Here is a 20,629-nt window from a genome sequence, read left to right on the forward strand (position 1 = left end):
TCGGCTTCGCGCACGGCCCTTCACCTCTGCCGAAGCCTCTACCTGTGGCGATGCGCACAGGTCTCGCGGCGGCCTTCGACTGGCAATTCGGGTACCCGGAGGCACTGATATGTCGACGCATATATCGAGTCGATACATCTTGTGTATATGCTTGGTAGTCGCATCAACAGGTGCGGTACAGACATCAGAGGAGGAGGGTCGCATGCTCGAGCTCGCAATCCTCGGTTTGCTCCTCGAAGCACCGATGCACGGATACGAACTCCGCAAGCGACTGACCGGACTCCTCGGTGCATTTCGAGCCTTCTCGTACGGCTCGCTGTATCCAGCATTGCGCCGCTTACAAGCGGATGGGCTGATCGCTGAGGATGCAGGGCCGGACACCCTCGTGAAACGTCGAGCACGGCGTGTGTACGAGCTCACTCCGCAAGGTAAGAAGCGCTTTGCCGAGTTGGTTGCCGACACCGGACCACAGAACTACACCGACGACGGATTCGGCGTTCACCTCGCCTTCTTCAGTCGCACTCCGGCAGAGGCCCGGGTGCGCATCCTCGAAGGCAGGCGACGCCAGGTCGAGGAGCGCCGTGAAGGACTCCGCGACGCCGTGGGGCGAGCCAACGGGACGCTCGACCGATACACCAGTCAGCTTCACCAACTCGGCCTCGAATCGAGCGATCGCGAAGTTCGGTGGCTCAACGAAGTAATCGCAGCCGAGCAGGCGGGCCCGTCCGTCACCTCCACCACGAATCCGAACAATGTTTCCAAGACAGAAGGAGAACCCGACCATGGGTGAGAACAGTAACGCCATCCGCGTGGCCATTGTGGGTGTGGGCAACTGCGCCTCATCCCTGGTCCAGGGCGTGGAGTACTACAGGAATGCCGACGAGAACACCACCGTTCCCGGCCTCATGCACGTCAAGTTCGGCAAGTACCACGTCCGTGACGTCGAGTTCGTCGCCGCGTTCGACGTAGACGCCAAGAAGGTCGGCTTCGATCTCTCCGAAGCAATCTTCTCCAGCGAGAACAACACGATCAAGATTGCCGACGTACCGCCGAAGAACGTTCAGGTTCTGCGCGGACCGACCCTCGACGGACTCGGCAAGTACTACCGCGAGACCATCACCGAGGCCGACGCCGAAGCAGTCGACGTTGCCCAGGCCCTCCGCGACGCGAAGGTCGACGTCCTCGTCTCCTACCTTCCCGTTGGATCCGAAGAAGCCGACAAGTTCTACGCGCAGGCATCGATCGACGCAGGCGTCGCATTCGTCAACGCGCTACCCGTCTTCATCGCCAGTGACCCCGTTTGGGCCAAGAAGTTCGAGGATGCAGGCGTCCCCATCGTCGGCGACGACATCAAGAGCCAGGTCGGCGCCACCATCACGCACCGCGTCATGGCGAAGCTGTTCGAAGATCGCGGCGTCCAGCTGGACCGGACCATGCAGCTCAACGTCGGCGGCAACATGGACTTTCTCAACATGCTCGAGCGCACCCGCCTCGAGTCGAAGAAGATCTCCAAGACCCAGGCCGTGACGTCGAACCTCCAGAAGGAGTTCAACGCCAAGGACGTTCACATCGGACCTTCGGATCACGTCGGCTGGCTCGACGACCGCAAGTGGGCCTACGTTCGCCTCGAAGGCCGCGCCTTCGGCGACGTGCCACTGAGCCTGGAATACAAGCTCGAGGTCTGGGACTCGCCCAACTCGGCCGGCGTCATCATCGATGCTGTTCGCGCAGCGAAGATCGCCCTCGACCGTGGCATCGGCGGACCGGTCGTCCCGGCCTCTGCTTACCTGATGAAGAGCCCGCCCAAGCAGCTCGCCGACGACGTCGCGCGCACGCAGCTCGAAGCGTTCATCATCGACGCATAATCAGCTTCGCTTCCTGCCCGGGTGCATGTGATCGGTCTTCACCGACGACCATGCGCACCCGGGCAGAATGCTGTGTACGGGAAGATTTGCTCCTGCCCACGGACCGTGGGCAGGAGCAAATATCCTAGTGTGTGACCTTCAGCTTGCGGACGACGAAGGCAAGGGCAACAAGCAGTCCGAGTAGAACAACCGACGCCCACACGCTCGGATCGCCACCGACGATGCCTGCTACTGCAGCCACGAACGCCATCAGCGCGAAGAACCCCAGAATGCCCGCCAGCAGCTGAAGGTGATCGCCCGCTGTCACGACTTGACTCCGCCTGCAGTCAGGCCGGAGATGATGCGACGTTGGAACAGAAGGACCATGATCACCAGCGGGATCGCGACGATGGTGCCTGCCGCCATGATCGCCGCGTACGGAACCACATGTGGGTCGTTGCCGGAGAACCGGGCGATGGCCACCGTCACTGGTTCGGTCTTGTCGCTGGAAAGCTGACTTGCCAGGAGGTATTCGTTTACTGCCGCGATGAAGGCGAGGATGGCGGTGGTGAACAACGCCGGTGCTGCAAGCGGCAACATGACCAGCCGGAACGCCTGAAAGCGTCCTGCGCCGTCGATACGGGCGGCTTCTTCGAGTTCCCAAGGCAATTCGGCGAAGAACGCGGCCAGAGTGTAAATGGTCAGCGGTAGCACGAACGAAATGTTCGGGATGATCATGGCCTGGTAGGTACCGATCCACCCGATGTCGGTGAAGAATTGGAACAGTGGCGTCACCAATGCCACGACCGGGAACATCGAAGCGCCGAGCACGATACCGACGACGATGTACTTGAACCGAAAGTCGATCCGCGAGAGCGCATATGCGGAAAAAATGCCGATGACGAGCGCAACAAGAGTGGTTACACCGCCGATGATCAGACTGTTGATCACTGCTCGAATGAAGTTGTTGCCGTTGCTCGTCGACAACGCGTTGGAGAAGTTCTCCATCGTCACGTGCGTCGGCCACGGCGTCGTGTCGAAGGTGTAGCGCGGATCTCGTAGCGCGGTCACGACCATCCAGTAGAACGGTGCCAGGCCCCAGATCAGGATTATCGCAACGCCGAGATAGATACGAGCGGTTTTCATCGGACCACGCCCTTACGCTGATTCTCCTGCGTGGCAACCGCATTGGCCCCGAGGAACTTCACCAGAATGAACGCGACTATGAAGATCATGATGAACGAGATGGTCGAGAGCGACGCGGCACTGTTGAATCCCTGCCGTATCTGCTCCACCACCAGAATGGAGATGGTGCGGGTGGCCGGGTTGCCCTCGGTGAGAATGGCAGGCAGGTCGTACATTCTGAGCGCATCCATCGTGCGGAACAGGATTGCCACCATCAGAGCCGGTTTCACCAGTGGCAAGGTGATCTTCGTCAGCCGCTGCCACGCCGAGGCGCCGTCCACTCGCGCAGCTTCGTAGACGTCGGCCGGAATCATCTGTAACCCGGCAAGAATGAGCAGCGCCATGAACGGCGTCGTCTTCCAGACGTCGGCGATGATGACCGCGAAGCGTGCAGGCCAGGCATCACCGGTCCACAGAATGTTGGTGCCGAGAAGCTTGTTGGCGATACCGTCGTAGGCGAAGATGAAGTACCAGAGCTTCGCGGTCACAGCCGTCGGGATAGCCCACGGAATCAGGATCGCGGCGCGCAGCAATGCGCGTCCGGCGAAAGTCTTACCCATGATGACAGCCATCCCGAAGCCGATGACGACCTCGATGGACACCGTCACCACCGTGAAGAAGGCGGTGTTGCCTACCGCTCCCCAGAACTGGGAGCCGAGAGTGCCGGGCGGGCACGGAACCAGCGTCCCCGACGCGGAAGTGCACTGCTGCAGAATCCAATGCGTGTAGTTGGAAAACCCTGCGCTGCCTCCCTTGACGAACATGCCGGTCGCCGGGTCCAGACCCGCGTCCTTCTGGAAGGACATGATGACCGCACGTACGACGGGGTACGCGATGACTATGGCCAGGATGATCAGCGTCGGCGCTATCAGTAGCCACGCCCGCCCACTGGAGAGCCCGAACTTTGCTTTCTTCTCGGTGCGTGTATGCCGACCGCGGCCGGGGGATTCTCCCCCGGCCGCGGTCGTGTCTACAGCCCCACTGGTTTGACCAGTAGGTACAGCCATCGTGTGTTCTCCTGTAGTGCTTCGAAAGAGCGGTCGTGAACGGACCGGCTAGTTGGAACCGGCGGACTCGATACCGGCCTGCATGTCCGTGATGGCCTGATCGACCGACTTCTCACCCTTGATTGCTGCAAACGTATTGTCCTGCACGGCCTTCGAGACGGCCGGGTAGAACGGGCTGACGGGACGAGGAACAGCGTTCTCGATCGACAGCTTCAGCGCCGGCAGGTACGGCATCTCGGCGATGAGGGCCGGGTCGTCGTAGAGCGAGCCGAGCACGGGCGGAAGTGCACCCTCGGCGATGATGCGCTGGGCCTGCTCACTCTGAAGGAATCGCAAGAAGTCGGCGGAAGTTGCCTTGTTCTCGGAGAATTCGCTGATGGCAGCGTTGTAGCCACCGAGTGTCGAGGTTCCGACGCCGGTTGCGCCGGGCAGCGGTGCTACGGCGTACTTGCCTGCAACGGCAGAGCCTTCCTTGGCTGCGGTGCCGTAGACGTACGGCCAGTTACGTAGGAACAGGGCCTTTCCGTCCTCGAATGCCTGCTGGCTTTCGGGCTCCTTGAACGTGGTGTCCTGCGCCGGGATCACTCCGGTCTCGAAAGCGGTGACGAGGGCCTGCAGACCCGCCTTTGCTTCCGGGCTGTCGACGGTCGGGGTCTTGCCGTCTTCGCCGACGAACGACCCGCCGTAGGCGTTGATGATCTCGGACGTGTTGACCGTCAAGCCCTCGTACGACGCGAACTGACCTGCGTAGCAATCGATGTTGTTGGTCTTGGCGACCGCACAGTCGTCGGTCAGCTCGGCCCACGTGGTGGGCGCCTTCGGCAACAGGTCGCTGCGGTAGAACAGCAGACCACCATTGGTGTTCTTCGGAGCGGCGTACTGCGTGCCGTTGTAGGTGGCACTCTTGACGGTCGAGGGCAGAATGCCCGCGTTGTCGAGCGCAAACTCGCCTTCGAGCGGAACGAGCCATCCCTTGGCTGCGAACTCCGCGGTCCAGATGACGTCGAGCGCCATCACGTCGTAGTCGCTCTGCTCTGCCTGAAGATGCTGGACCAAGTCGTCGTGCGCCTGGTCGGCGTCGTTGGACTGCTCCTTGAACGTGACCTGCTCGTCCGGGTGAGTCGAGTTCCACTCGTCGATGATCTGCTTGACGACACCGGTTTCGGTGGTGTCCTTGCCTTCGACGTAGGTGATGGGGCCGCGGCCGTCGGTATTTTCCGACGCGGAATCGCTGGAACCGCTGTCACTGGAACACGCGGTCAGCGTCAGCAGCGTTGCGGCTGTCGCCAGCACCGCCACCTTCGAGATCAAAGACGCCATAGTTTGTCTCTCCACTAACTTCGTACAGGTTGGAATGCGTCGGGGACGATCACAATGATCTTGACCCACAGTGAGCTCGACCATAGTGATGTACCAACTGTGCTGCCCCCGACGCACATGTCGATACGCACTCTGGCACACAACTCACCCGATAGGCGTGATTTCGTCCATCCTGAATCGGTCAACCGAGTTGTCGGTGGGGCGTTGTAGCGTCCTGTCTGTGAGTTCGGAGAAGATGTTGACCCGCATCGGCGGGCTGCTACGCCAAGCCGAGTCCACCGACAATCCTCATGAGGCCGAGGCATTCATGGAGGCCGCGCAGCGGTTGGCCACGGCGACGTCGATCGACCTTGCCGTTGCGCGTTCACACAACGCTTCCCGCGAGAAGCAGGTGGCACCCGCCCAACGCGTCATCAGGATCGGCGAGGCCGGCAAGAAGGGGCTTCGCACGTTTGTAAAGCTCTTCCTCGTCATCGCCTTCGCGAACGACGTCAAGTGTGACATCTCGCGTTCGTCGACTCAGGTGTTCGCGTACGGCTTCGACTCCGACATCGACACATGTGAGGCGCTGTACTCCAGCCTGCTGATCCAGATGGTCCGAGCCTCGGATGCCTATATCAAGTCGGGCGCATACCGGAACGAAACGGCCGTGCGTACCGTGACGGAAACCATCGGTCGGAAAAAGTACAAACGCCAAGAAGTTGTCGTAGTTGCTGGTGTCACCGCCCGGCTCAACTTCCAGACTGCTTTTGCCGAGCGCATCGGAAAGCGGCTCGAGAGCGTCAAGAAGGAGGCCGAGACGAAGGCCATCGAAGAGGAGAGCCGCGACGACGGTACCGCAGTGGTGTTGCGTAACAAAGCAATCGAACTGAAGGACTTCTACACCTCGACGTCGAAGGCGCGAGGATCGTGGCGTAGCCAGTCCGCCAACGCTGGGTACTCCCGCGGTGCACGCGCCGCCGGAGACAGGGCAGGACGCGCGGCGCGCCTGGGCGGTGAGCCCGAGCTGGGGCGCGGTTCGACGCAGCTCGGCAGGTGATGGAGCTGACCGTCGACGGCAGGGGCACCGTGTGGGTAGTCGCCGACGGCGTTCGCGCGAACGAGCCCCACACGATGGAAGAGCCTGCAACACTGGATGTTGCTGCTCTCCTACCACCGGAGGATTGACGCCGATGTCCTATGACGAACAGCTCGCGGAACGGATTCGCTCGGCGCTGGCCGCGGTACCGGTGATCGAAAAGAAGATGTTCGGCGGCCTGCAGTTCCTGGTCGACGGAAAGATCGCTATCGGCGCCACAGTAGACGGTGATCTACTGGTCAGATGCGATCCGTCGCGCACCGATGAGCTGATCGGTAGGCCGGGAGCCCAACGTGCAGACATGCGTGGCCGGAAGATGAGCGCCGGGTGGATCACCGTTTCGCCAGAGGAAACCCGGGGCGTCGACTTACAGTTCTGGGTCGCGGTTGCGTTGGAGAACAGGGCAATGGACCACAAAGCATGAAATCGCAACGGTGAAGAACAGAGACTCACAACGATCGAAGGTCTACGACGCCGAAGCCATGGTTCGCGTCATGTTCGATCGTGCGGACGAGCGCGGACTACGCACCGTCGAGATGTTCGGTTCGACCATCACGCTGCCGATCGATCGGAGGTTCGCGTCGATCGAGTCGGTGCAGAGCTATGTCGACGCAGTGTTGACGCTCAACTGGGTTCGCGACACTTGGCCGCATGCCGTGTCGGTCGTGCAGGTCCGTGAACGTTCGGGGACCGGCGCTTCGCACTACGAGCGGGATACCCACACCATTGCGGTGCCTCTACACCGCAACAACGAGGCGTGGGCGCTGCGCGAGCTGGTCGTACTGCATGAGCTCGCGCATCACTTCGAACCTGCGGAACTCGATGTGGCCTCCCACGGCGGGGAGTTCGTCGATCGGTTCGTCACGCTGGTCGGGGAAATCATCGGTCAGGAAGCTGGTTTCGTACTGCGCGCCACCATGGCCGAGAACGGTGTGAAGATCGGTTGATGCGGGTGCGCGGCGCCGAGGCGCATCATGGAAATGTACCGACAAAGCACCGGCGTTCCCGATGCCGGAGCCACCTTGTTCACCGTCGGAATCGGCGGTTCGGAGTACGACTTGACGGATCTGCACGACGCCATCGGGTGGCGCAACAGCCAGCAGTGAGCACCGGTCGGGAATGGACTGCGCTGAGTGCGGGTTGAGATTGGCGGCAATCTGATTTCCGAGTGCTCACGGCTTCGCGATAGCCTCGGACGTCTTTCAACTTGTTTCCGCACCGAGGAGTTCACTCTTGACCAGTCGACGTTTACGCGGCCGCACCCTGGCCGCAGTAGCTGCCACGCTCGCTCTCACGCTCGGCGCCGTCGCATGTTCGAGTGACAACAGCTCGGGTGGAACGGGCGAGGACGCCCTTGCCGGCTCCGACCAGACTTCGCTCGACAAGTACACGACGGACGATGTCACCCCGCTCGATCAGATCGATACCTCGAACATCGGTCTGATCGAACCGGGCAAGCTGTACGTCGGCACCTTGTCCGACGCTCCGCCGAACATTTTCATCGACCCCTCGGGCAAGTTCACCGGCTTCGACAACGAGCTGCTCCGCGCCGTCGCCGCTAAGCTGAACCTGACCGTCGAGTTCTCGGCCACCGAGTTCTCCAGCTTGCTCGCCGCAGTGAACAACAAGGTTTACGACGCTGGTTCGTCGTCGATCTCCACCACCGATGCCCGTCGCCAGACCGTCGGGTTCACCAACGGCTACGACTTCGGTGAGATGGCGCTCGTCGCCAAGAACGACTACGCGATCAAGACCATCGCCGATCTGGACACCGAGCAGCGTATCGGCGTGGTTCAGGGCACTGTCCAGGACGATTACGTCACCAACACCCTCGGTATCGAGCCCGTACGTTTCCCGGATTACAACACCGCGTACGCAAATGTGAAGTCCGGTCAGATCGACGCATGGGTCGCGCCGTCGCAGCAGGCTTCCGGCCAGGTCAAGGCCGAGGATGGCGTTGCAATCCTCGAGAAGACGATCAACACCACCAACTTCACGGCGTACGCGGTGAACAAGGACAATCAGCCGTTGATCGACGCTCTCAACTCCGGTCTCGACGCCGTCGTCGCCGACGGAACGTGGAACACCCTCGAAAACGAGTGGTACCCCGAGCGCCAGGTTCCCGCCGACTGGAAGCCGGGCAGCAAGGCTTCCGTCCTGCCTGCAAGCTGATATGAGCACACTGTCGAATCTGTACGACACGTTCTTCGATTGGGACCTCATCTGGGAAACCGTTCCCAAGCTGATCACCGTCGGATTGCCGAACACCCTGATTCTCGCTGCTTCCTCCGGGGTGATCGGCACGGTGATCGGGATCGGGTTGGCGGTAGCGGGTATCTCCCGCTCCCGCTGGCTCCGATGGCCGGCGCGGATGTATACAGATATCTTTCGTGGACTTCCAGCGGCGGTCGTCATTCTTCTCATCGGCCTCGGTTTCGGTCCGACGCTGACTCAATTGACCGGCAGCCGTAACCCTTTCCCGCTGGGCATCGCGGCATTGGCGCTGATGTCGGCGGCGTACTTCGGTGAAATTTTCCGTTCGGGCATTCAAAGTGTCGACGCGGGTCAGATGGAAGCCTCACGTGCACTGGGCTTCAGCTATCGCCGTTCGATGGCCCTGGTCGTGATGCCCCAGGGCATCAGGCGCGTCCTGCCAGCCACGGTCAATCAGTTCATCTCGTTGATCAAGGACAGCTCACTGATCTACTTCCTCGGCTTGCTCGCCTCGCAACGCGAGTTGTTTCGAGTCGGGCAGGACACCGCTGCACAGACCGGCAATCTCTCGCCTCTGCTTGCGGCAGGCGTATTCTATCTGATCCTGACCATCCCGCTGACGCACCTCGTCAACTTCATCGACAAGCGCATGCGCTCCGGCAAAGCCGACACCTCGGGCACGCTCGATCCCTTGGAAGTATCAATCGTGGTGGAGAGGTAAGTAATGGCTGTCTCATTGACCGGCACCGACATTCATCTCGCTTTCGGTGTCAACAAGGTGCTCCGAGGGGTGAATATTCACGTCGACGCGGGGCGAACCACTACGGTGATCGGGCCTTCGGGATCAGGCAAATCGACGTTGCTCCGTGCGCTCAACCGCCTCCACGAACCCGACCAGGGTGACATTCTGCTCGACGGCAAATCCGTACTGAAGGACAACCCGGACGAGTTGCGCCAGCGCATCGGCATGGTGTTCCAGCAGTTCAACCTGTTTCCGCACAAGTCGGTCGCGGACAATATCGCGCTCGGCCTACGCAAGCTCAAGGGGCAGACGAAGGACGAGGCTCGCGCTGCAGCGATGGAACAGCTCGAGCTCGTCGGTCTGGCGAACAAGGCAGATTCGCGCCCGGGCAACCTTTCCGGCGGCCAGCAGCAACGCGTCGCCATCGCTCGGGCGCTCGCCATGAAACCCGAGGTGATGTTCTTCGACGAGGCAACATCAGCTCTGGACCCCGAGCTCGTCAAGGGTGTGCTCGCGCTGATGGCCGACCTCGCCTCCGGCGGTATGACGATGGTCGTCGTCACGCACGAAATGGGTTTCGCGCGTTCGGTGTCGAACAAGGTGCTGTTCATGGATCACGGTAGTGCCATCGAAACCGGTACTCCGGAACAACTTTTCGACGACCCGCATACCGATCGGCTGAAGCAGTTTCTCTCACAGGTTCTGTAGAAACTGCACTGCACCTATAAATAGCGCCTGTCGTTCACCTCAGCTTTTCCCTGCTTTCGTTTGGGCCTGTCACCGTTCGGGCATGAAGCTACTTCCGATCCTGACCACCCATGACGGCAGCTCCGCGCGCTCTTCCTTGACGTGCAAGTACAAGTGCGGCGACGCCTGCTTCCACGAGATCCCCAACACCTCGAAGGGCCAGTACTTCGGCGATATCGTCAAGACTGCAATGACGCGCCGGGGAGTCCTGCGCGGCGGAGCGATGGCCGTGGTTGCGGTCGGCGCCGGAAGCGTGCTTGCTGCGTGCAGCACTGACGAGGCAAGCCCTTCGAGTGCGAGCGGTGAGGTGAGCACACCACCGGTCGACGGCGTCGACTTCACCGCCGTGGAGCCCAACACCGAAGATGCTGTCGTGGTTCCCGACGGCTACGAGCAGGGGATCATCATTCGGTGGGGTGACCCGGTTCTTGCAGGGGCCCCCGCATTCGATTTCGACAAGCAGACAGCCGCCGCGCAGAACATGCAGTTCGGCTACAACAACGATTTCGCCGGGCTGTTGCCGATCGAGGGCACACCGAATGCCTACCTTCTCGTGGTCAATCACGAGTACACGACCGAGCCGTTTTTGTTCAAGGGGTACGACGCAGAGAACCCGACGCGTGAGCAGTTCGATATTGCTCTTGCCGCACATGGGCTTTCCGTGGTCCAGGTGGCGGGTCAGTCCGGATCCGGCGCACTGACCCCGGGTTTCGGCCAATACAACCGTCGCATCACCGGCACGACGGAGTTTCTGCTGACCGGCCCCGCGGCGGGCAGTGACTTTCTCAAGACGAGCGTCGATCCGACCGGCACCAAGGTCTTCGGAACGTTCAACAACTGCTCCGGCGGCCTCACCCCCTGGGGCACCGTGCTTTCCGGGGAAGAGAACATCAACCAGTACTTCGGAAACGCCGAGTCCGTCACCGATCCTGTTGCCGCACAGCGACTCGCACGCTACGGCGTCGAGGGCGCGGCCAGCGATCGCAAGTGGGAGCGTTTCGACAAGCGGTTCGATCTGGCCCAGGAACCCAACGAGGTCAATCGGTTCGGCTATGTCGTCGAGGTCGATCCGTGGGATCCGAACGGGATTCCGATCAAGCACACGGCACTGGGCCGTTTCAAGCACGAGGCAGCCACTATCTACGTCACCGATGACGGCACCGTCGTAGCGTACAGCGGCGACGACGAGCGCTTCGACTACATGTACAAGTTCGTCTCCAGCCGAAAGATGATGCCTGGCAACGGCCAAGCAGCAATGCGTCACAATCTGACGATCCTCGATGCGGGCACTTTGTATGTGGCCGTACTCACCGGCGACGCTCCCGACGCGATCGACGGCACCGGAACGCTGCCCGAGGCCGGTAAGTTCGCCGGGAAGGGCGAGTGGATTCCGCTCCTTCGTACCGGTGACGACGGCCGTGGCGAATCGCTGGTCGACGGCATGTCCGCCGAAGAGGTGGCAGTGTTCACCCGTCAGGCCGGTGACAAGGTGGGCGCGACGAAGATGGACCGCCCCGAGGATTTCGAGCCGAACCCGGTGACCGGAAAGGTGTATGTGGCTCTGACCAACAACACCAAGCGCGGCACCGATGGAAAAGCGGCCGCTGACGAGGCCAACCCGCGCGACAAGAACAAGAACGGGCAGATCCTCGAGATCGACGACGACCATGCGGGGACCACGTTCGTGTGGAACCTTCTCATTGTCGCGGGCGATCCGAACGAGGCCGACACTTATTTCGGCGGCTTCGACAAATCGCAGGTCAGTCCCATTTCGTGCCCGGACAACCTGGCTTTCGACTCGAAGGGCAACCTGTGGATCTCCACGGACGGCAACGCTCTGGAGTCGAACGACGGCTTGTTCGCGGTGGTTCTCGACGGTGAACGACGCGGAGAGACACGGCAGTTCCTGACTGTCCCTGCCGGGGGCGAGACGTGTGGTCCGATCATCTCCGACGAGCGCGTCGTCGTCGCAGTCCAGCATCCGGGTGAGTTCGATGAGGCTTCTGCCGACAACCCGATGTCGCACTGGCCCGATGGCGGCGATTCTCAGCCGCGTCCGTCCATGGTTGCGGTCTGGAAGTCCTAGTCACTGGTACCCCTGAGGCCTGCATAGCTGCTGGATGGCGGCTGTGCAGGCCTTTGTCGCTAGTAGTCGTCATCGTGGCCGACGTTGGAACGTTCGCTCGACGGGTCAGCGGAGGTAGGCGCTCGGCGGTACCCCGATCAGCTCGGTGAACTCACGAGTGAAATGCGCCTGGTCGAACCAGCCGTACCGTGCTGCCAGATCGGCCAACGATCCGGTGAACCCGCCGTCGAGGTCACAGACGGCGTCATGGATGCGGTATCGCCCGAGTACCCACTTCGGTGTCACCCCGACATAGCGTTCGAACAATCGCTGCAGCCGCCGAGCGCCGATACCGCACCGCTGCTCGACGTCGCCCACGCGTACCAGCGATCGGTCGTGGAGCATCACCGACACGATGTCCAGAACCTCCAGGTAGTCGGCATCGGTCGGCCGTTCGTAGGGCGTCAGAACCGTATCGACGACGGTTCGGCAGTGGTCCGGATCGTAGTGCGGCCCCAGCTCGGCGAGTGCGGTGACCGCCTCCGCCCGAAACGCGGTCGGTGCGGCAACCGGAACGTCGCGCAGCGTTCGAACGTGCGTGTCGGTCAAGCTTGCGTATCCACCGGGCCGAAACTTGATGCCGAAGACCCAGCCCCGTTCTGCGAGTGTCACATCGAAGCGTCGGGTGAGTACTCCGGTCACGACAACGGGCTCGGTGACACCTGAGCGTCGATGACCGTGCTCGATACTCAACGTGCAGGCCGGGTGTGGCAGCGTCGAGCTGCTGTGGGTCGTACCGGCCGGCAACGCCCACCGCAGGAGCCAGTAGTTCTCGACCCACGGATCCAGAGACGGTGCGCAGGGCAAACGCATCAGGTCGACGTGCTGCGCCAACTCCTCGGGTCGCAGCACGCCCGCATGTGTTGCTGTCGCGTTTTTCCTATCCACCACAAGCCGAGTCTAGGAGTCTGGACCGACACACCGTTGGCAGGAGAGAGCAGATGACGAAGACACCTATCGCGACGCTGAAGATGGTCACCCTGGACTGCCCCGACCCGCCGACCAGCGCGAAGTTCTGGTCGGAACTACTCGGCTGGAGCGTCGTCCATTCGGAGAAGGACTACGCGATGCTCCAAGGCCCGAGCAGTGCACTCGGATTCGGCCGCATCGAAGACTACGTTGCGCCGGCGTGGCCCAATGCGCACGGCAGCAAGCAGTATCACTTCGATCTCGCGGTGACGGACCTCGACGAAGCTGCGAAGAAAGCCATCGAACTCGGCGCGAGCCTGCCCGAGGACCAACCGGGCGAGACGTGGCGGGTACTGCTGGACCCGGCCGGTCATCCCTTCTGCCTGACGAAGGCCGAGAATTGGGGCGATAGCTAACCGAGCCAGTCCAGTACCGCTGCCGCCGTCCACGACTGCTGCATACTGCCGAGCGGTTCACCGGTGAACGGCTCGTAGTACTCGGCGAAACTCCCGTCACTGGCCTGCCGCAGGCCTTCCTCACGCAACGTCAACGACCGCTCGGCCCACCCGCGCCTCGAGAACGCCCACGAAAACAGCCAGGTCATGACCGGCCACACCGGCCCGCGCCAATACTCCCGTGCACGAAAGTCTTTCGAGACCGGTGAGGTCGACGGCGGAACAGCGAACAGCAGATCCGGATGTCCGCAGAATCGGGTTCCCTCGAACATGCGCAGCAGAGTGCGTTCCTGCTCGCGGGGCAACCCTCCGCACAGCAGGGGAGCGAACATCGCGATCGTGTCGGTGGAGATCCAACGCCCCACACGGACGTCGTAGTCGCGTGCCGCCCCGGAACGCTGATCGGTCGTCGCGATCACTCCCTTGCGGAACTTCTCGGCCCACTCGCGCAGGTCTCGGACGTCGGAGTTCGGTTTGGAGTGTTCCTCACCGATGGTCGCGAGCACATCGCACGCCATCGAGAAGATGGCGCTGACGAAAACGTCCTCTACGGCGAAGCTCATCTTCTCCGCCAGAGCCGCGTCGTCGTAGCCGACTTGTTTCATCTCTTCGACCAACCAGATGTAGCGGTCGTATTCACTGTTGCTCGGACGCATCGACAGGTCGGTGATCACCGCGTGGTCCTCGCGGACGTAGGCGGGCATCTGCTCGGCGACGACATTGGCATACGACGCGTCCCAGCGCGGGGAGTTGTCCATGCCCGACTCCCAGCCGTGGAACAGCGTGATGCGGCCGCTGCCCTGGATGTCGCGGGCGGTGGCGAGCCAACGATGCCATCGGACGAGGTTCTCCCACCGACGATCCAGGAACTCCTCGGCGACGGCCCGGGTGGTCCGGCCGTGTCGCTTCGAGTGATCGAGGATGCGCTGCACCGCAATGGCGTGCACCGGTGGCTGTGTAATCCCCGACGTCTGCGGCCCGACGGGCGCGTGCATCGCCAGCTCCCGCGTCTCCCACCGCGAGGGTCCGGGGAAGTAGCCGTCGACGCCGTTGGCGAAGACGATGTGCGGGATCATGCCGTTCTTCCACTGCGCGGACAGCAGGGTGTCGAGCTCCACCACGGCTCGTTCGACGCTGAGCGGTGCGAGCCCGACCGCCACGAAGGCCGCGTCCCAGCTCCACATATGCGGGTACAGCCGCGGTGCGGCGCTGGTCATGGTGCCCAAGTCGTTGCCGCGCAGCAGATAGGCAGCTCGAGCGGCCAGTTGTGTCGAAGTGAATCCACGCTCGCCCATGGTTCTAGTTTGCGTCTGTTTCTTCTTTTGCGCGCATCGGACATGGTCGAGGACCGAACCTGTCCGCAATCACTCTTATCGTGGTCTTCACCAGCAACGAAGGGATCTTTCATGACAGTCACCGGTGAGAAGGCCGATATTGCGAAGATGCTCGCCGACCAGCGCAAGAACTTCCTGTACACGGTTCGGGGGATTACCGACGAGCAGGCCAGACAACGAACAACCGTCAGCGACCTCACCCTCGGGGGACTGCTCAACCACGTCGTCAACAACGAGCGTTACTGGATGGAAATCGTCGATGCCATGGACGAGAGCGCCGAGTTCGACACGTCACGGATGGGGACCGAATACGTGATGAGCCCTACCCAGAGCGTCGCCGATCTCGTCGAGGAGTACGCCCTGACCGCCGCCGCGACCGAAGCTGCCATCGCCGATCTCGACCTCGACGCCCAGGTACCGCTACCGACTGCGCCGTGGGCTCCAGAGCGTCAATGGCAATCGGCGCGCTACACCCTGCTGCACATCCTGCGCGAAGTTGCCCAGCATGCCGGTCACGCCGACATCATCAGGGAATCCCTCGACGGTGGGAACACGACGATGTCCATGGGGGCCGATGCAGGCATGGCATTCGACTAGGTACGCAAGGTGACTAGTTTGGACTCATGACTTCAGCAACTTCGACGCGAACAGCTTTGGTGACGGGTGCGAGCCGAGGCCTCGGTGCGGCGATTGCACGGCAGCTCGCACCCGATCACCACGTGTACCTCGGCGGACGGTCTACCGAGTCACTCGCATCGATCGCGAACGAACTCGGTACCGGCACGCCCTGGCCGGTGGATCTCACCGATCACGACGCCGTCGCCGCCGCAGTCGAGCCGGTCGAGTCGCTCGATGTTCTGGTCCACAATGCGGGCATCGCGGCGCTCGGCACGATCGAGGAGTCGTCGATCGACGATTGGCGTCGCCAGTACGAGAGCAATGTCCTGTCGGTGGTAGCACTGACCCAGTTGTTACTGCCGGCACTGCGGCGCGCGGGCGGGCATGTGGTGCTGATCAATTCGGGTGCCGGCATCCGGGCCAACCCCGGGTGGGGCGGGTACGCGGCGTCGAAATTCGCGTTGCGGGCCTTCGCCGATGCGCTGCGCCAGGAAGAGCCGACGCTGCGTGTGACGTCGGTGCACCCCGGGAGGATCGACACCGATATGCAGCGAGAAATCGTCGAGCACGAGGGCGGGGAGTACGACGGATCGAAGTTTCTGCAGGTCGGGTCGGTCGCGCTGGCAGTTCGGAACGCTGTCGATACCCCCGCCGACACCCATCCGACCGAGATCGTGCTCAGGACGAGATAACTACAGTCTTCATTTCACCCTCCTTGGCAACTACGCGTCGTAGTAGCGCATGTCACAAAATTTTCCCGACGCTATGTCGATAAGATGCCGACATAGCGTCGATAACTTCAGCGCTGCCCTGATCGCCGACGTAGGAGAGCTAAATGTTTCTCGCCCTGCGCGAACTGTGGTTCGCGCGAAACAGATTTTTGCTGATGGGCGCTGTCGTCGCCCTGATTTCGATCCTGATGGTGATCTTGTCGGGGCTCTCTTCCGGGCTGGTCAACGACGGCGTGTCCGCGCTGCAGAAGACACCGGTCCAGGCCTTCGCTTTCGCGCACGACACCAAAGAGGACTCCGCCTTCTCGCGGTCGATCGTCACGGAAGACCAGGCTCGGGCATGGCGTGATCAGCCCGATGTCCAGGACGCCGAACTGTTCGGCAACATGATCGTCAACGCCAAGACCGGCAGCGGCACACCCGTCGACCTCACCCTTTTCGGCATCGAACCGGGCTCCTTTCTCGAGCCGGTACCCGCAGAGGGTTCGGCGCTCCGGTCGGACACCGACATCATCGTCAGCTCGACGTTTCGAGACGACGGAGTCGGCATCGGCGACACCGTCGTTCTCGACCGACTCGGCACCGAGCTGACAGTCGTCGGGTTCACCGAAGACAAGCGCACCTTCGGACACGTCGATGTCGCTTACCTCCCACTACGGGCCTGGCAGGAAGTGCATGCCGGTGCCAAGGTCGGTGAAAAACCAAGCGACAGTGCATATTCCGAGGCCAGCGTCGTAGCGATTCGAGGAGTGGACGACACACTGCCCGATCTCGGATCGGGAGACTCGGCTGCAGGAACATCAGCAAGAACGCTCGAGGCCTCGTTCGATTCATCACCGGGCTTCTCTGCCGAGATGATGACCATGTCGATGATCAAGTTCTTCCTGTACGCGATCTCGGCCCTGGTCGTGGGCGCATTCTTCAGCATCTGGACCGTTCAACGCTCCCGTGAACTCGCAGTCATGCGCGCCATGGGCGCATCCACCGGATTCCTTCTGCGAGATGGAATGGCGCAGGCCCTGATCGTGCTGATCGGTTCCATCGCCGTCGGAGTATTGCTGGGCGTCGGGCTCGGATCGGGGCTGGAAGGCGGCGGTATGCCGTTCGCGCTTGAGTCCGGCCCCATTGTCAGTGGCGCGCTGCTGCTGGCCGTTCTGGGCCTGCTGGGCGCAGGGGCAGCCATTGTTCGCGTCACCCGAGTCAACCCGCTGAGCGCTCTAGGAGAGAACCGATGACCATTGTCGGAACGACTACCACCGGGCTGGTGCTGACAGCGGCAAGCCTGCGATTCGGTGACGGCGACTCGACCGTTCTCGCCCTCGACAACGTCGATCTCGAGGTACCCCGCGGTGAGCTCCTTGCGATCGTCGGGCCTTCCGGCGCCGGAAAGTCGAGCCTGCTCGCCGTGGCCGGCGGCCTCTCCCGTCCATCGAGCGGCTCGGTTTTCATCGACGGAGTCGACGTCACCGCCATGCCCAACCGCTCCTTGGCGAAGCTTCGACGTGACAAGGTCGGTTTCGTGTTTCAATCCGGCAATCTCATTCCGGCTCTGACCGCGCGCGACCAGCTTCGCTTCGTTCCCAAGATCACCGGCCGTCCCGGGCGCGACGTCGAAGAACTCCTCGACGCGGTCGGAATGAGCCACCGCGCCAACCGTCGACCAGGTCAGCTTTCCGGTGGTGAACGCCAACGGGTCGGTATTGCGCGGGCATTGATGAGCAGTCCGACGCTGTTGCTCGTCGACGAGCCGACAGCTTCCCTGGATCGAAAGCGAAGCCATGAGGTGGTGCAATTGCTGGCACGCGAAACCCATGAGGCGGGCGTGGCTACGATCATGGTGACCCACGACCACGACGTGCTCGTGCATTGCGACCGTGTCCTCGAAATGGTGGACGGCCAACTGCACCCGAGCACCTAGGCTCAGCCGAGGAAGCGCAGGAGGCCAGTGCCGAGAATCCAGGCCGCCACAGTGGTCGAGCACCGAGCCGCTCAGCGTCGCGCGCTTCTCGATGCCGCCTACGCACTTCTGTCCGAGACCCCGGATACACCGCCGGGGCTCGGCGCGGTTGCCGCCAGGGCAGGGCTGGCCAGGTCGAGCATCTACAGCTACTTCCGATCCCGGGAAGATCTACTCAGCGCTGTCGTGGAGGACATGTTCCCGCGCTGGAGCGATAAGATCGTCGAGGCGATGGTCGACGCCGACGACCCCGTCTGGGCTTACGTCGATGCAAATCTGCAGCTCGTCGCCGATGGCGAGCATGCGATCGTCGGCGCGCTGGCAACCTTCACTCCGCAGACGTTCCGAGATTCTCGAATTATGGACATGCACGACAGCCTGGTGCTTCCGCTCGTCGACGCGCTCCGAGCCAACGGTGTGTCCGACCCCAGTCTGACTGCGAAGTTGATCAACACGCTGGTCCACGCGGGCACCGAAGCGATCGAAGCGGGGCGTGACGTGGACGAGGTACGTACCGCTATCCGTCAGGCCCTCGGCCGCTAGCAATTCTTCCTGCCCCGTCTGTTTCGGAGCGAAGTCGAGTACGGCATCCAGCTCGTCGTACTCGACCTCGATCTCACCGAGTTCGGTCAGGCCAGAACTGCACCCAAGGACGGGAACCAGATGTTCGACGTCTGGTAGTGCCAGTCACCCTTGCCGTCGAGTGCGGCCGGATCCCACCAGCGGTGCAGGATGCTGCCGTAGATACCGGCAATTACCAATCCACCCTTTGCCTCCGGGATGGGCTTGGTGGAAATGACTGTCGGACCGGCGATATCGCGGACATTCAGGACATTTGTGCCGCTCTTACCCGTAGCGACGTTGACCCACAGGACGTTCAGCTTCGCTGCGCCTTGATCCGGTGCGATTTCGCCTGGGCCACCGAAGAATCCGAAACGGAACTCACCGTTCAGGTTGGTTGCGATGCCGGAACCGTGAACTTGGCCCGTCACTGGGTTGCCCGCGCCCGTATCCGAATAGGCGGGGATGGGGAAAATTTGGGCCGGGACCCGTGGACCTTCGGCTACATCCGTGCGCGGAACGGCCGCATTCGGATCCGCCAGCACTCGCGCGAGCGCCGCCTGAGCGTCTGGATTCCCTTCCGCAACCGAGAGCAGTTGCTCTGCTGCGGTCACCGGATTCACCGGCGCGGCTGCAGGTTCCGCAGTTGCACTGCCTGCAAAAACAAGTGCACTGGCTGCTGCAATCGCCATCGCAGAACCCAGCTTCCGACGTATACGCATAGATGCCCCCTCGTGCATGGTGTGTTTACCTTCCGCGGTGACGGTAACGAATCGGACGGGCCGCCGCACTCTCACCCGAGAATCGGAACCGACCCGCGAATGATGAATTACCACTATGTAATTCGATGGAGGAACCTCGGCGAACCTGGGCAGCCTGAGCAGGTGTTTCGCCCGAAAAGATCTTCGGATTCGGTTTTTATGTAGCGCGAACATGGAATAATCGACGAGATGCAGGTAACACCTGAGCCTCCTCCGGCGACATACTCGTCGATCGGCGCTTACGAACTTCACAGGTTGTTCGCACACGCGGCCGAACGACCGAAGACTTTTGATCCCGGAGGCTCAGCATGACCGTCGTCAACGATCTCCCGCACCCCTCCATCACGGGTATCGTCGACCGGTCACCCAACGTATACTCGAGGCCGACAATTCTGCCGATCCGCGCCACCGGCACGCGAGCACCCGTCTTCTGCATTCATCCGATCGACGGCCTCGTCTCCTGCTACGCATCATTGGCTGCACACGTGGATGAAGAGCACCCCATCTACGGCGTCCAGGCGCCCACGCCAGCGGAGGATTCGAAGTCCCTGACCGCTCTCGCGGCCTACTACGCCGACGAGATCCTCGCCGGCGGTACTGTCGGACCGATCCACCTCCTCGGACTTTCCTTCGGCGGACTCCTCGCCCACGCGGTAGCCATTCACATGCAGGGACGCGGTGTCGCAGTAGACAGCCTCACTCTGCTGGGTAGCAATCCGCTGCAGTCCCGCACCGACGGCACGCCCGCTGAGCTTGCGCACGCACTGTTGGCCGGCATGGGCGAAGATATCGATCGAAGCCACGCCGAGGAACTCCTCGCCGTTGCCACTCACAACGAAGCCCTGGCGAACCGACACTTCCCCGGCGTCTACGTCGGCGACGCGCTGGTCGTGTCCTCGGACGGATCCGATGCCGGACCGGCATGGCACCCCTTCATCAGTGGGACGGTCGTCAAGTATCTGGTTCCCGACGCCTCCGCCTTCGGCCTCGTCGGGCCGCTGGTCGACAGCTACATCTGACCCCCTGGCGAATCCAGGGGGT

Annotated in this window: 22 protein-coding genes and 1 pseudogene; 16 read left to right on the forward strand and 7 right to left on the reverse strand. The window is 62.1% G+C overall.

Going from position 1 to position 20,629, the window contains the following annotated elements; genetic code table 11:
• Positions 1-202 precede the first annotated feature (202 nt).
• Positions 203-790, forward strand: a complete 588-nt coding sequence (locus BJI47_RS23405; RefSeq protein WP_084345956.1) for a PadR family transcriptional regulator — start codon at positions 203-205, stop codon at positions 788-790.
• Positions 783-1,865: an inositol-3-phosphate synthase gene (locus tag BJI47_RS23410; RefSeq protein WP_088945985.1), complete on the forward strand. Its 1,083-nt coding sequence runs from the start codon at positions 783-785 to the stop codon at positions 1,863-1,865. Before BJI47_RS23405 ends, BJI47_RS23410 begins: the two co-directional genes overlap by 8 nt.
• 124 nt (positions 1,866-1,989) lie before the next feature.
• Here BJI47_RS23410 and BJI47_RS23415 read toward each other — a convergent pair whose 3' ends face one another.
• Genes BJI47_RS23415 through BJI47_RS23430 form a run of 4 tightly spaced genes read right to left on the reverse strand, consistent with a single transcriptional unit; the run spans position 1,990 to position 5,356 of the window.
• A complete protein-coding gene (locus BJI47_RS23415; protein WP_088945986.1) occupies positions 1,990-2,172 on the reverse strand; it encodes a hypothetical protein in 183 nt (60 codons plus the stop codon).
• Entirely contained in the window at positions 2,169-2,990 is an 822-nt protein-coding gene (locus BJI47_RS23420; RefSeq protein WP_088945987.1) for a carbohydrate ABC transporter permease, read from the reverse strand. Before BJI47_RS23420 ends, BJI47_RS23415 begins: the two co-directional genes overlap by 4 nt.
• Positions 2,987-4,036 (reverse strand): carbohydrate ABC transporter permease, encoded by a 1,050-nt coding sequence (locus tag BJI47_RS23425; RefSeq protein ID WP_176225044.1) that lies wholly within the window; start codon positions 4,034-4,036, stop codon positions 2,987-2,989. The genes BJI47_RS23420 and BJI47_RS23425 overlap by 4 nt, the downstream gene beginning before the upstream one ends.
• 48 nt (positions 4,037-4,084) lie before the next feature.
• The gene (locus BJI47_RS23430) at positions 4,085-5,356 is read right to left on the reverse strand and encodes an ABC transporter substrate-binding protein (RefSeq protein WP_088945988.1); all 1,272 of its coding nucleotides are present in this window, start codon (positions 5,354-5,356) and stop codon (positions 4,085-4,087) included.
• A 220-nt stretch (positions 5,357-5,576) separates the two neighbouring features.
• Here BJI47_RS23430 and BJI47_RS23435 point away from each other — a divergent pair, with 220 nt between their 5' ends.
• From BJI47_RS23435 to BJI47_RS23465, 7 genes and pseudogenes are all read left to right on the forward strand, one after another.
• Entirely contained in the window at positions 5,577-6,395 is an 819-nt protein-coding gene (locus BJI47_RS23435) for a DUF2786 domain-containing protein (protein ID WP_088946022.1), read from the forward strand.
• Positions 6,396-6,528: 133 nt separating this feature from the next.
• The gene (locus BJI47_RS23440) at positions 6,529-6,858 is read left to right on the forward strand and encodes a TfoX/Sxy family protein (protein ID WP_088945989.1); all 330 of its coding nucleotides are present in this window, start codon (positions 6,529-6,531) and stop codon (positions 6,856-6,858) included.
• Positions 6,859-6,868: 10 nt separating this feature from the next.
• Positions 6,869-7,381, forward strand: a complete 513-nt coding sequence (locus tag BJI47_RS23445; protein WP_176225045.1) for a TIGR04338 family metallohydrolase — start codon at positions 6,869-6,871, stop codon at positions 7,379-7,381.
• A 33-nt stretch (positions 7,382-7,414) separates the two neighbouring features.
• Complete coding sequence (locus BJI47_RS24895; protein WP_254900784.1) at positions 7,415-7,540, forward strand: hypothetical protein; 126 nt, start codon at positions 7,415-7,417, stop codon at positions 7,538-7,540.
• A 127-nt stretch (positions 7,541-7,667) separates the two neighbouring features.
• Positions 7,668-9,369: pseudogene (locus BJI47_RS24900) on the forward strand (ABC transporter substrate-binding protein/permease).
• Between the two features lie 3 nt (positions 9,370-9,372).
• On the forward strand, positions 9,373-10,098 hold the full coding sequence (locus BJI47_RS23460) for an amino acid ABC transporter ATP-binding protein (protein ID WP_088945992.1): 726 nt from the start codon (positions 9,373-9,375) through the stop codon (positions 10,096-10,098).
• An 82-nt stretch (positions 10,099-10,180) separates the two neighbouring features.
• A complete protein-coding gene (locus BJI47_RS23465) occupies positions 10,181-12,223 on the forward strand; it encodes a PhoX family phosphatase (protein ID WP_088945993.1) in 2,043 nt (680 codons plus the stop codon).
• A gap of 105 nt (positions 12,224-12,328) precedes the next feature.
• Here BJI47_RS23465 and BJI47_RS23470 read toward each other — a convergent pair whose 3' ends face one another.
• Positions 12,329-13,153: a helix-turn-helix domain-containing protein gene (locus BJI47_RS23470; RefSeq protein ID WP_254900785.1), complete on the reverse strand. Its 825-nt coding sequence runs from the start codon at positions 13,151-13,153 to the stop codon at positions 12,329-12,331.
• Positions 13,154-13,203: 50 nt separating this feature from the next.
• Here BJI47_RS23470 and BJI47_RS23475 point away from each other — a divergent pair, with 50 nt between their 5' ends.
• Positions 13,204-13,587, forward strand: a complete 384-nt coding sequence (locus BJI47_RS23475; protein ID WP_088945994.1) for a VOC family protein — start codon at positions 13,204-13,206, stop codon at positions 13,585-13,587.
• Here the strand turns inward: BJI47_RS23475 and BJI47_RS23480 are convergent.
• On the reverse strand, positions 13,584-14,921 hold the full coding sequence (locus BJI47_RS23480) for an amylo-alpha-1,6-glucosidase (protein WP_088945995.1): 1,338 nt from the start codon (positions 14,919-14,921) through the stop codon (positions 13,584-13,586). The genes BJI47_RS23475 and BJI47_RS23480 overlap by 4 nt on opposite strands.
• Positions 14,922-15,032: 111 nt before the next feature.
• Here BJI47_RS23480 and BJI47_RS23485 point away from each other — a divergent pair, with 111 nt between their 5' ends.
• The 5 genes from BJI47_RS23485 (at position 15,033) to BJI47_RS23505 (ending at position 18,809) form a co-directional block, all read left to right on the forward strand.
• A complete protein-coding gene (locus tag BJI47_RS23485) occupies positions 15,033-15,557 on the forward strand; it encodes a DinB family protein (RefSeq protein WP_088945996.1) in 525 nt (174 codons plus the stop codon).
• A gap of 26 nt (positions 15,558-15,583) precedes the next feature.
• Positions 15,584-16,270, forward strand: coding sequence for an SDR family oxidoreductase (locus tag BJI47_RS23490; protein WP_088945997.1), 687 nt, complete (start codon positions 15,584-15,586; stop codon positions 16,268-16,270).
• A gap of 143 nt (positions 16,271-16,413) precedes the next feature.
• Positions 16,414-17,544 (forward strand): FtsX-like permease family protein, encoded by a 1,131-nt coding sequence (locus tag BJI47_RS23495; RefSeq protein ID WP_088945998.1) that lies wholly within the window; start codon positions 16,414-16,416, stop codon positions 17,542-17,544.
• A complete protein-coding gene (locus BJI47_RS23500) occupies positions 17,541-18,227 on the forward strand; it encodes an ABC transporter ATP-binding protein (RefSeq protein WP_088945999.1) in 687 nt (228 codons plus the stop codon). Before BJI47_RS23495 ends, BJI47_RS23500 begins: the two co-directional genes overlap by 4 nt.
• Before the next feature lie 27 nt (positions 18,228-18,254).
• Positions 18,255-18,809 carry a TetR/AcrR family transcriptional regulator gene (locus tag BJI47_RS23505; RefSeq protein ID WP_088946000.1) on the forward strand — a complete coding sequence of 185 codons (555 nt, stop codon included), beginning with the start codon at positions 18,255-18,257 and terminating at the stop codon, positions 18,807-18,809.
• 86 nt (positions 18,810-18,895) lie between these two features.
• Here BJI47_RS23505 and BJI47_RS23510 read toward each other — a convergent pair whose 3' ends face one another.
• Complete coding sequence (locus BJI47_RS23510) at positions 18,896-19,519, reverse strand: Tat pathway signal protein (RefSeq protein ID WP_088946001.1); 624 nt, start codon at positions 19,517-19,519, stop codon at positions 18,896-18,898.
• Positions 19,520-19,896: 377 nt separating this feature from the next.
• On the opposite strand from BJI47_RS23510, the gene BJI47_RS23515 reads away from it, so the two are divergent.
• On the forward strand, positions 19,897-20,607 hold the full coding sequence (locus tag BJI47_RS23515; RefSeq protein WP_088946002.1) for a thioesterase domain-containing protein: 711 nt from the start codon (positions 19,897-19,899) through the stop codon (positions 20,605-20,607).
• Positions 20,608-20,629 lie beyond the last annotated feature (22 nt).

The organism is Rhodococcus sp. 1168, from assembly GCF_002091955.1.
Classification (GTDB): domain Bacteria; phylum Actinomycetota; class Actinomycetes; order Mycobacteriales; family Mycobacteriaceae; genus Rhodococcoides.

Coding starts and splice junctions, on each gene's coding strand:
- BJI47_RS23410 (WP_088945985.1), top strand. CDS start 783: ATGGGTGAGAACAGTAACGCCATCCGCGTGGCCATTGTGGGTGTGGGC.
- BJI47_RS23500 (WP_088945999.1), top strand. CDS start 17,541: ATGACCATTGTCGGAACGACTACCACCGGGCTGGTGCTGACAGCGGCA.
- BJI47_RS23465 (WP_088945993.1), top strand. CDS start 10,181: ATGAAGCTACTTCCGATCCTGACCACCCATGACGGCAGCTCCGCGCGC.
- BJI47_RS23515 (WP_088946002.1), top strand. CDS start 19,897: ATGACCGTCGTCAACGATCTCCCGCACCCCTCCATCACGGGTATCGTC.
- BJI47_RS23460 (WP_088945992.1), top strand. CDS start 9,373: ATGGCTGTCTCATTGACCGGCACCGACATTCATCTCGCTTTCGGTGTC.
- BJI47_RS23430 (WP_088945988.1), bottom strand. CDS start 5,356: ATGGCGTCTTTGATCTCGAAGGTGGCGGTGCTGGCGACAGCCGCAACG.
- BJI47_RS24895 (WP_254900784.1), top strand. CDS start 7,415: ATGTACCGACAAAGCACCGGCGTTCCCGATGCCGGAGCCACCTTGTTC.
- BJI47_RS23475 (WP_088945994.1), top strand. CDS start 13,204: ATGACGAAGACACCTATCGCGACGCTGAAGATGGTCACCCTGGACTGC.
- BJI47_RS23485 (WP_088945996.1), top strand. CDS start 15,033: ATGACAGTCACCGGTGAGAAGGCCGATATTGCGAAGATGCTCGCCGAC.
- BJI47_RS23425 (WP_176225044.1), bottom strand. CDS start 4,036: ATGGCTGTACCTACTGGTCAAACCAGTGGGGCTGTAGACACGACCGCG.
- BJI47_RS23420 (WP_088945987.1), bottom strand. CDS start 2,990: ATGAAAACCGCTCGTATCTATCTCGGCGTTGCGATAATCCTGATCTGG.
- BJI47_RS23440 (WP_088945989.1), top strand. CDS start 6,529: ATGTCCTATGACGAACAGCTCGCGGAACGGATTCGCTCGGCGCTGGCC.
- BJI47_RS23490 (WP_088945997.1), top strand. CDS start 15,584: ATGACTTCAGCAACTTCGACGCGAACAGCTTTGGTGACGGGTGCGAGC.
- BJI47_RS23480 (WP_088945995.1), bottom strand. CDS start 14,921: ATGGGCGAGCGTGGATTCACTTCGACACAACTGGCCGCTCGAGCTGCC.
- BJI47_RS23405 (WP_084345956.1), top strand. CDS start 203: ATGCTCGAGCTCGCAATCCTCGGTTTGCTCCTCGAAGCACCGATGCAC.
- BJI47_RS23495 (WP_088945998.1), top strand. CDS start 16,414: ATGTTTCTCGCCCTGCGCGAACTGTGGTTCGCGCGAAACAGATTTTTG.
- BJI47_RS23510 (WP_088946001.1), bottom strand. CDS start 19,519: ATGGCGATTGCAGCAGCCAGTGCACTTGTTTTTGCAGGCAGTGCAACT.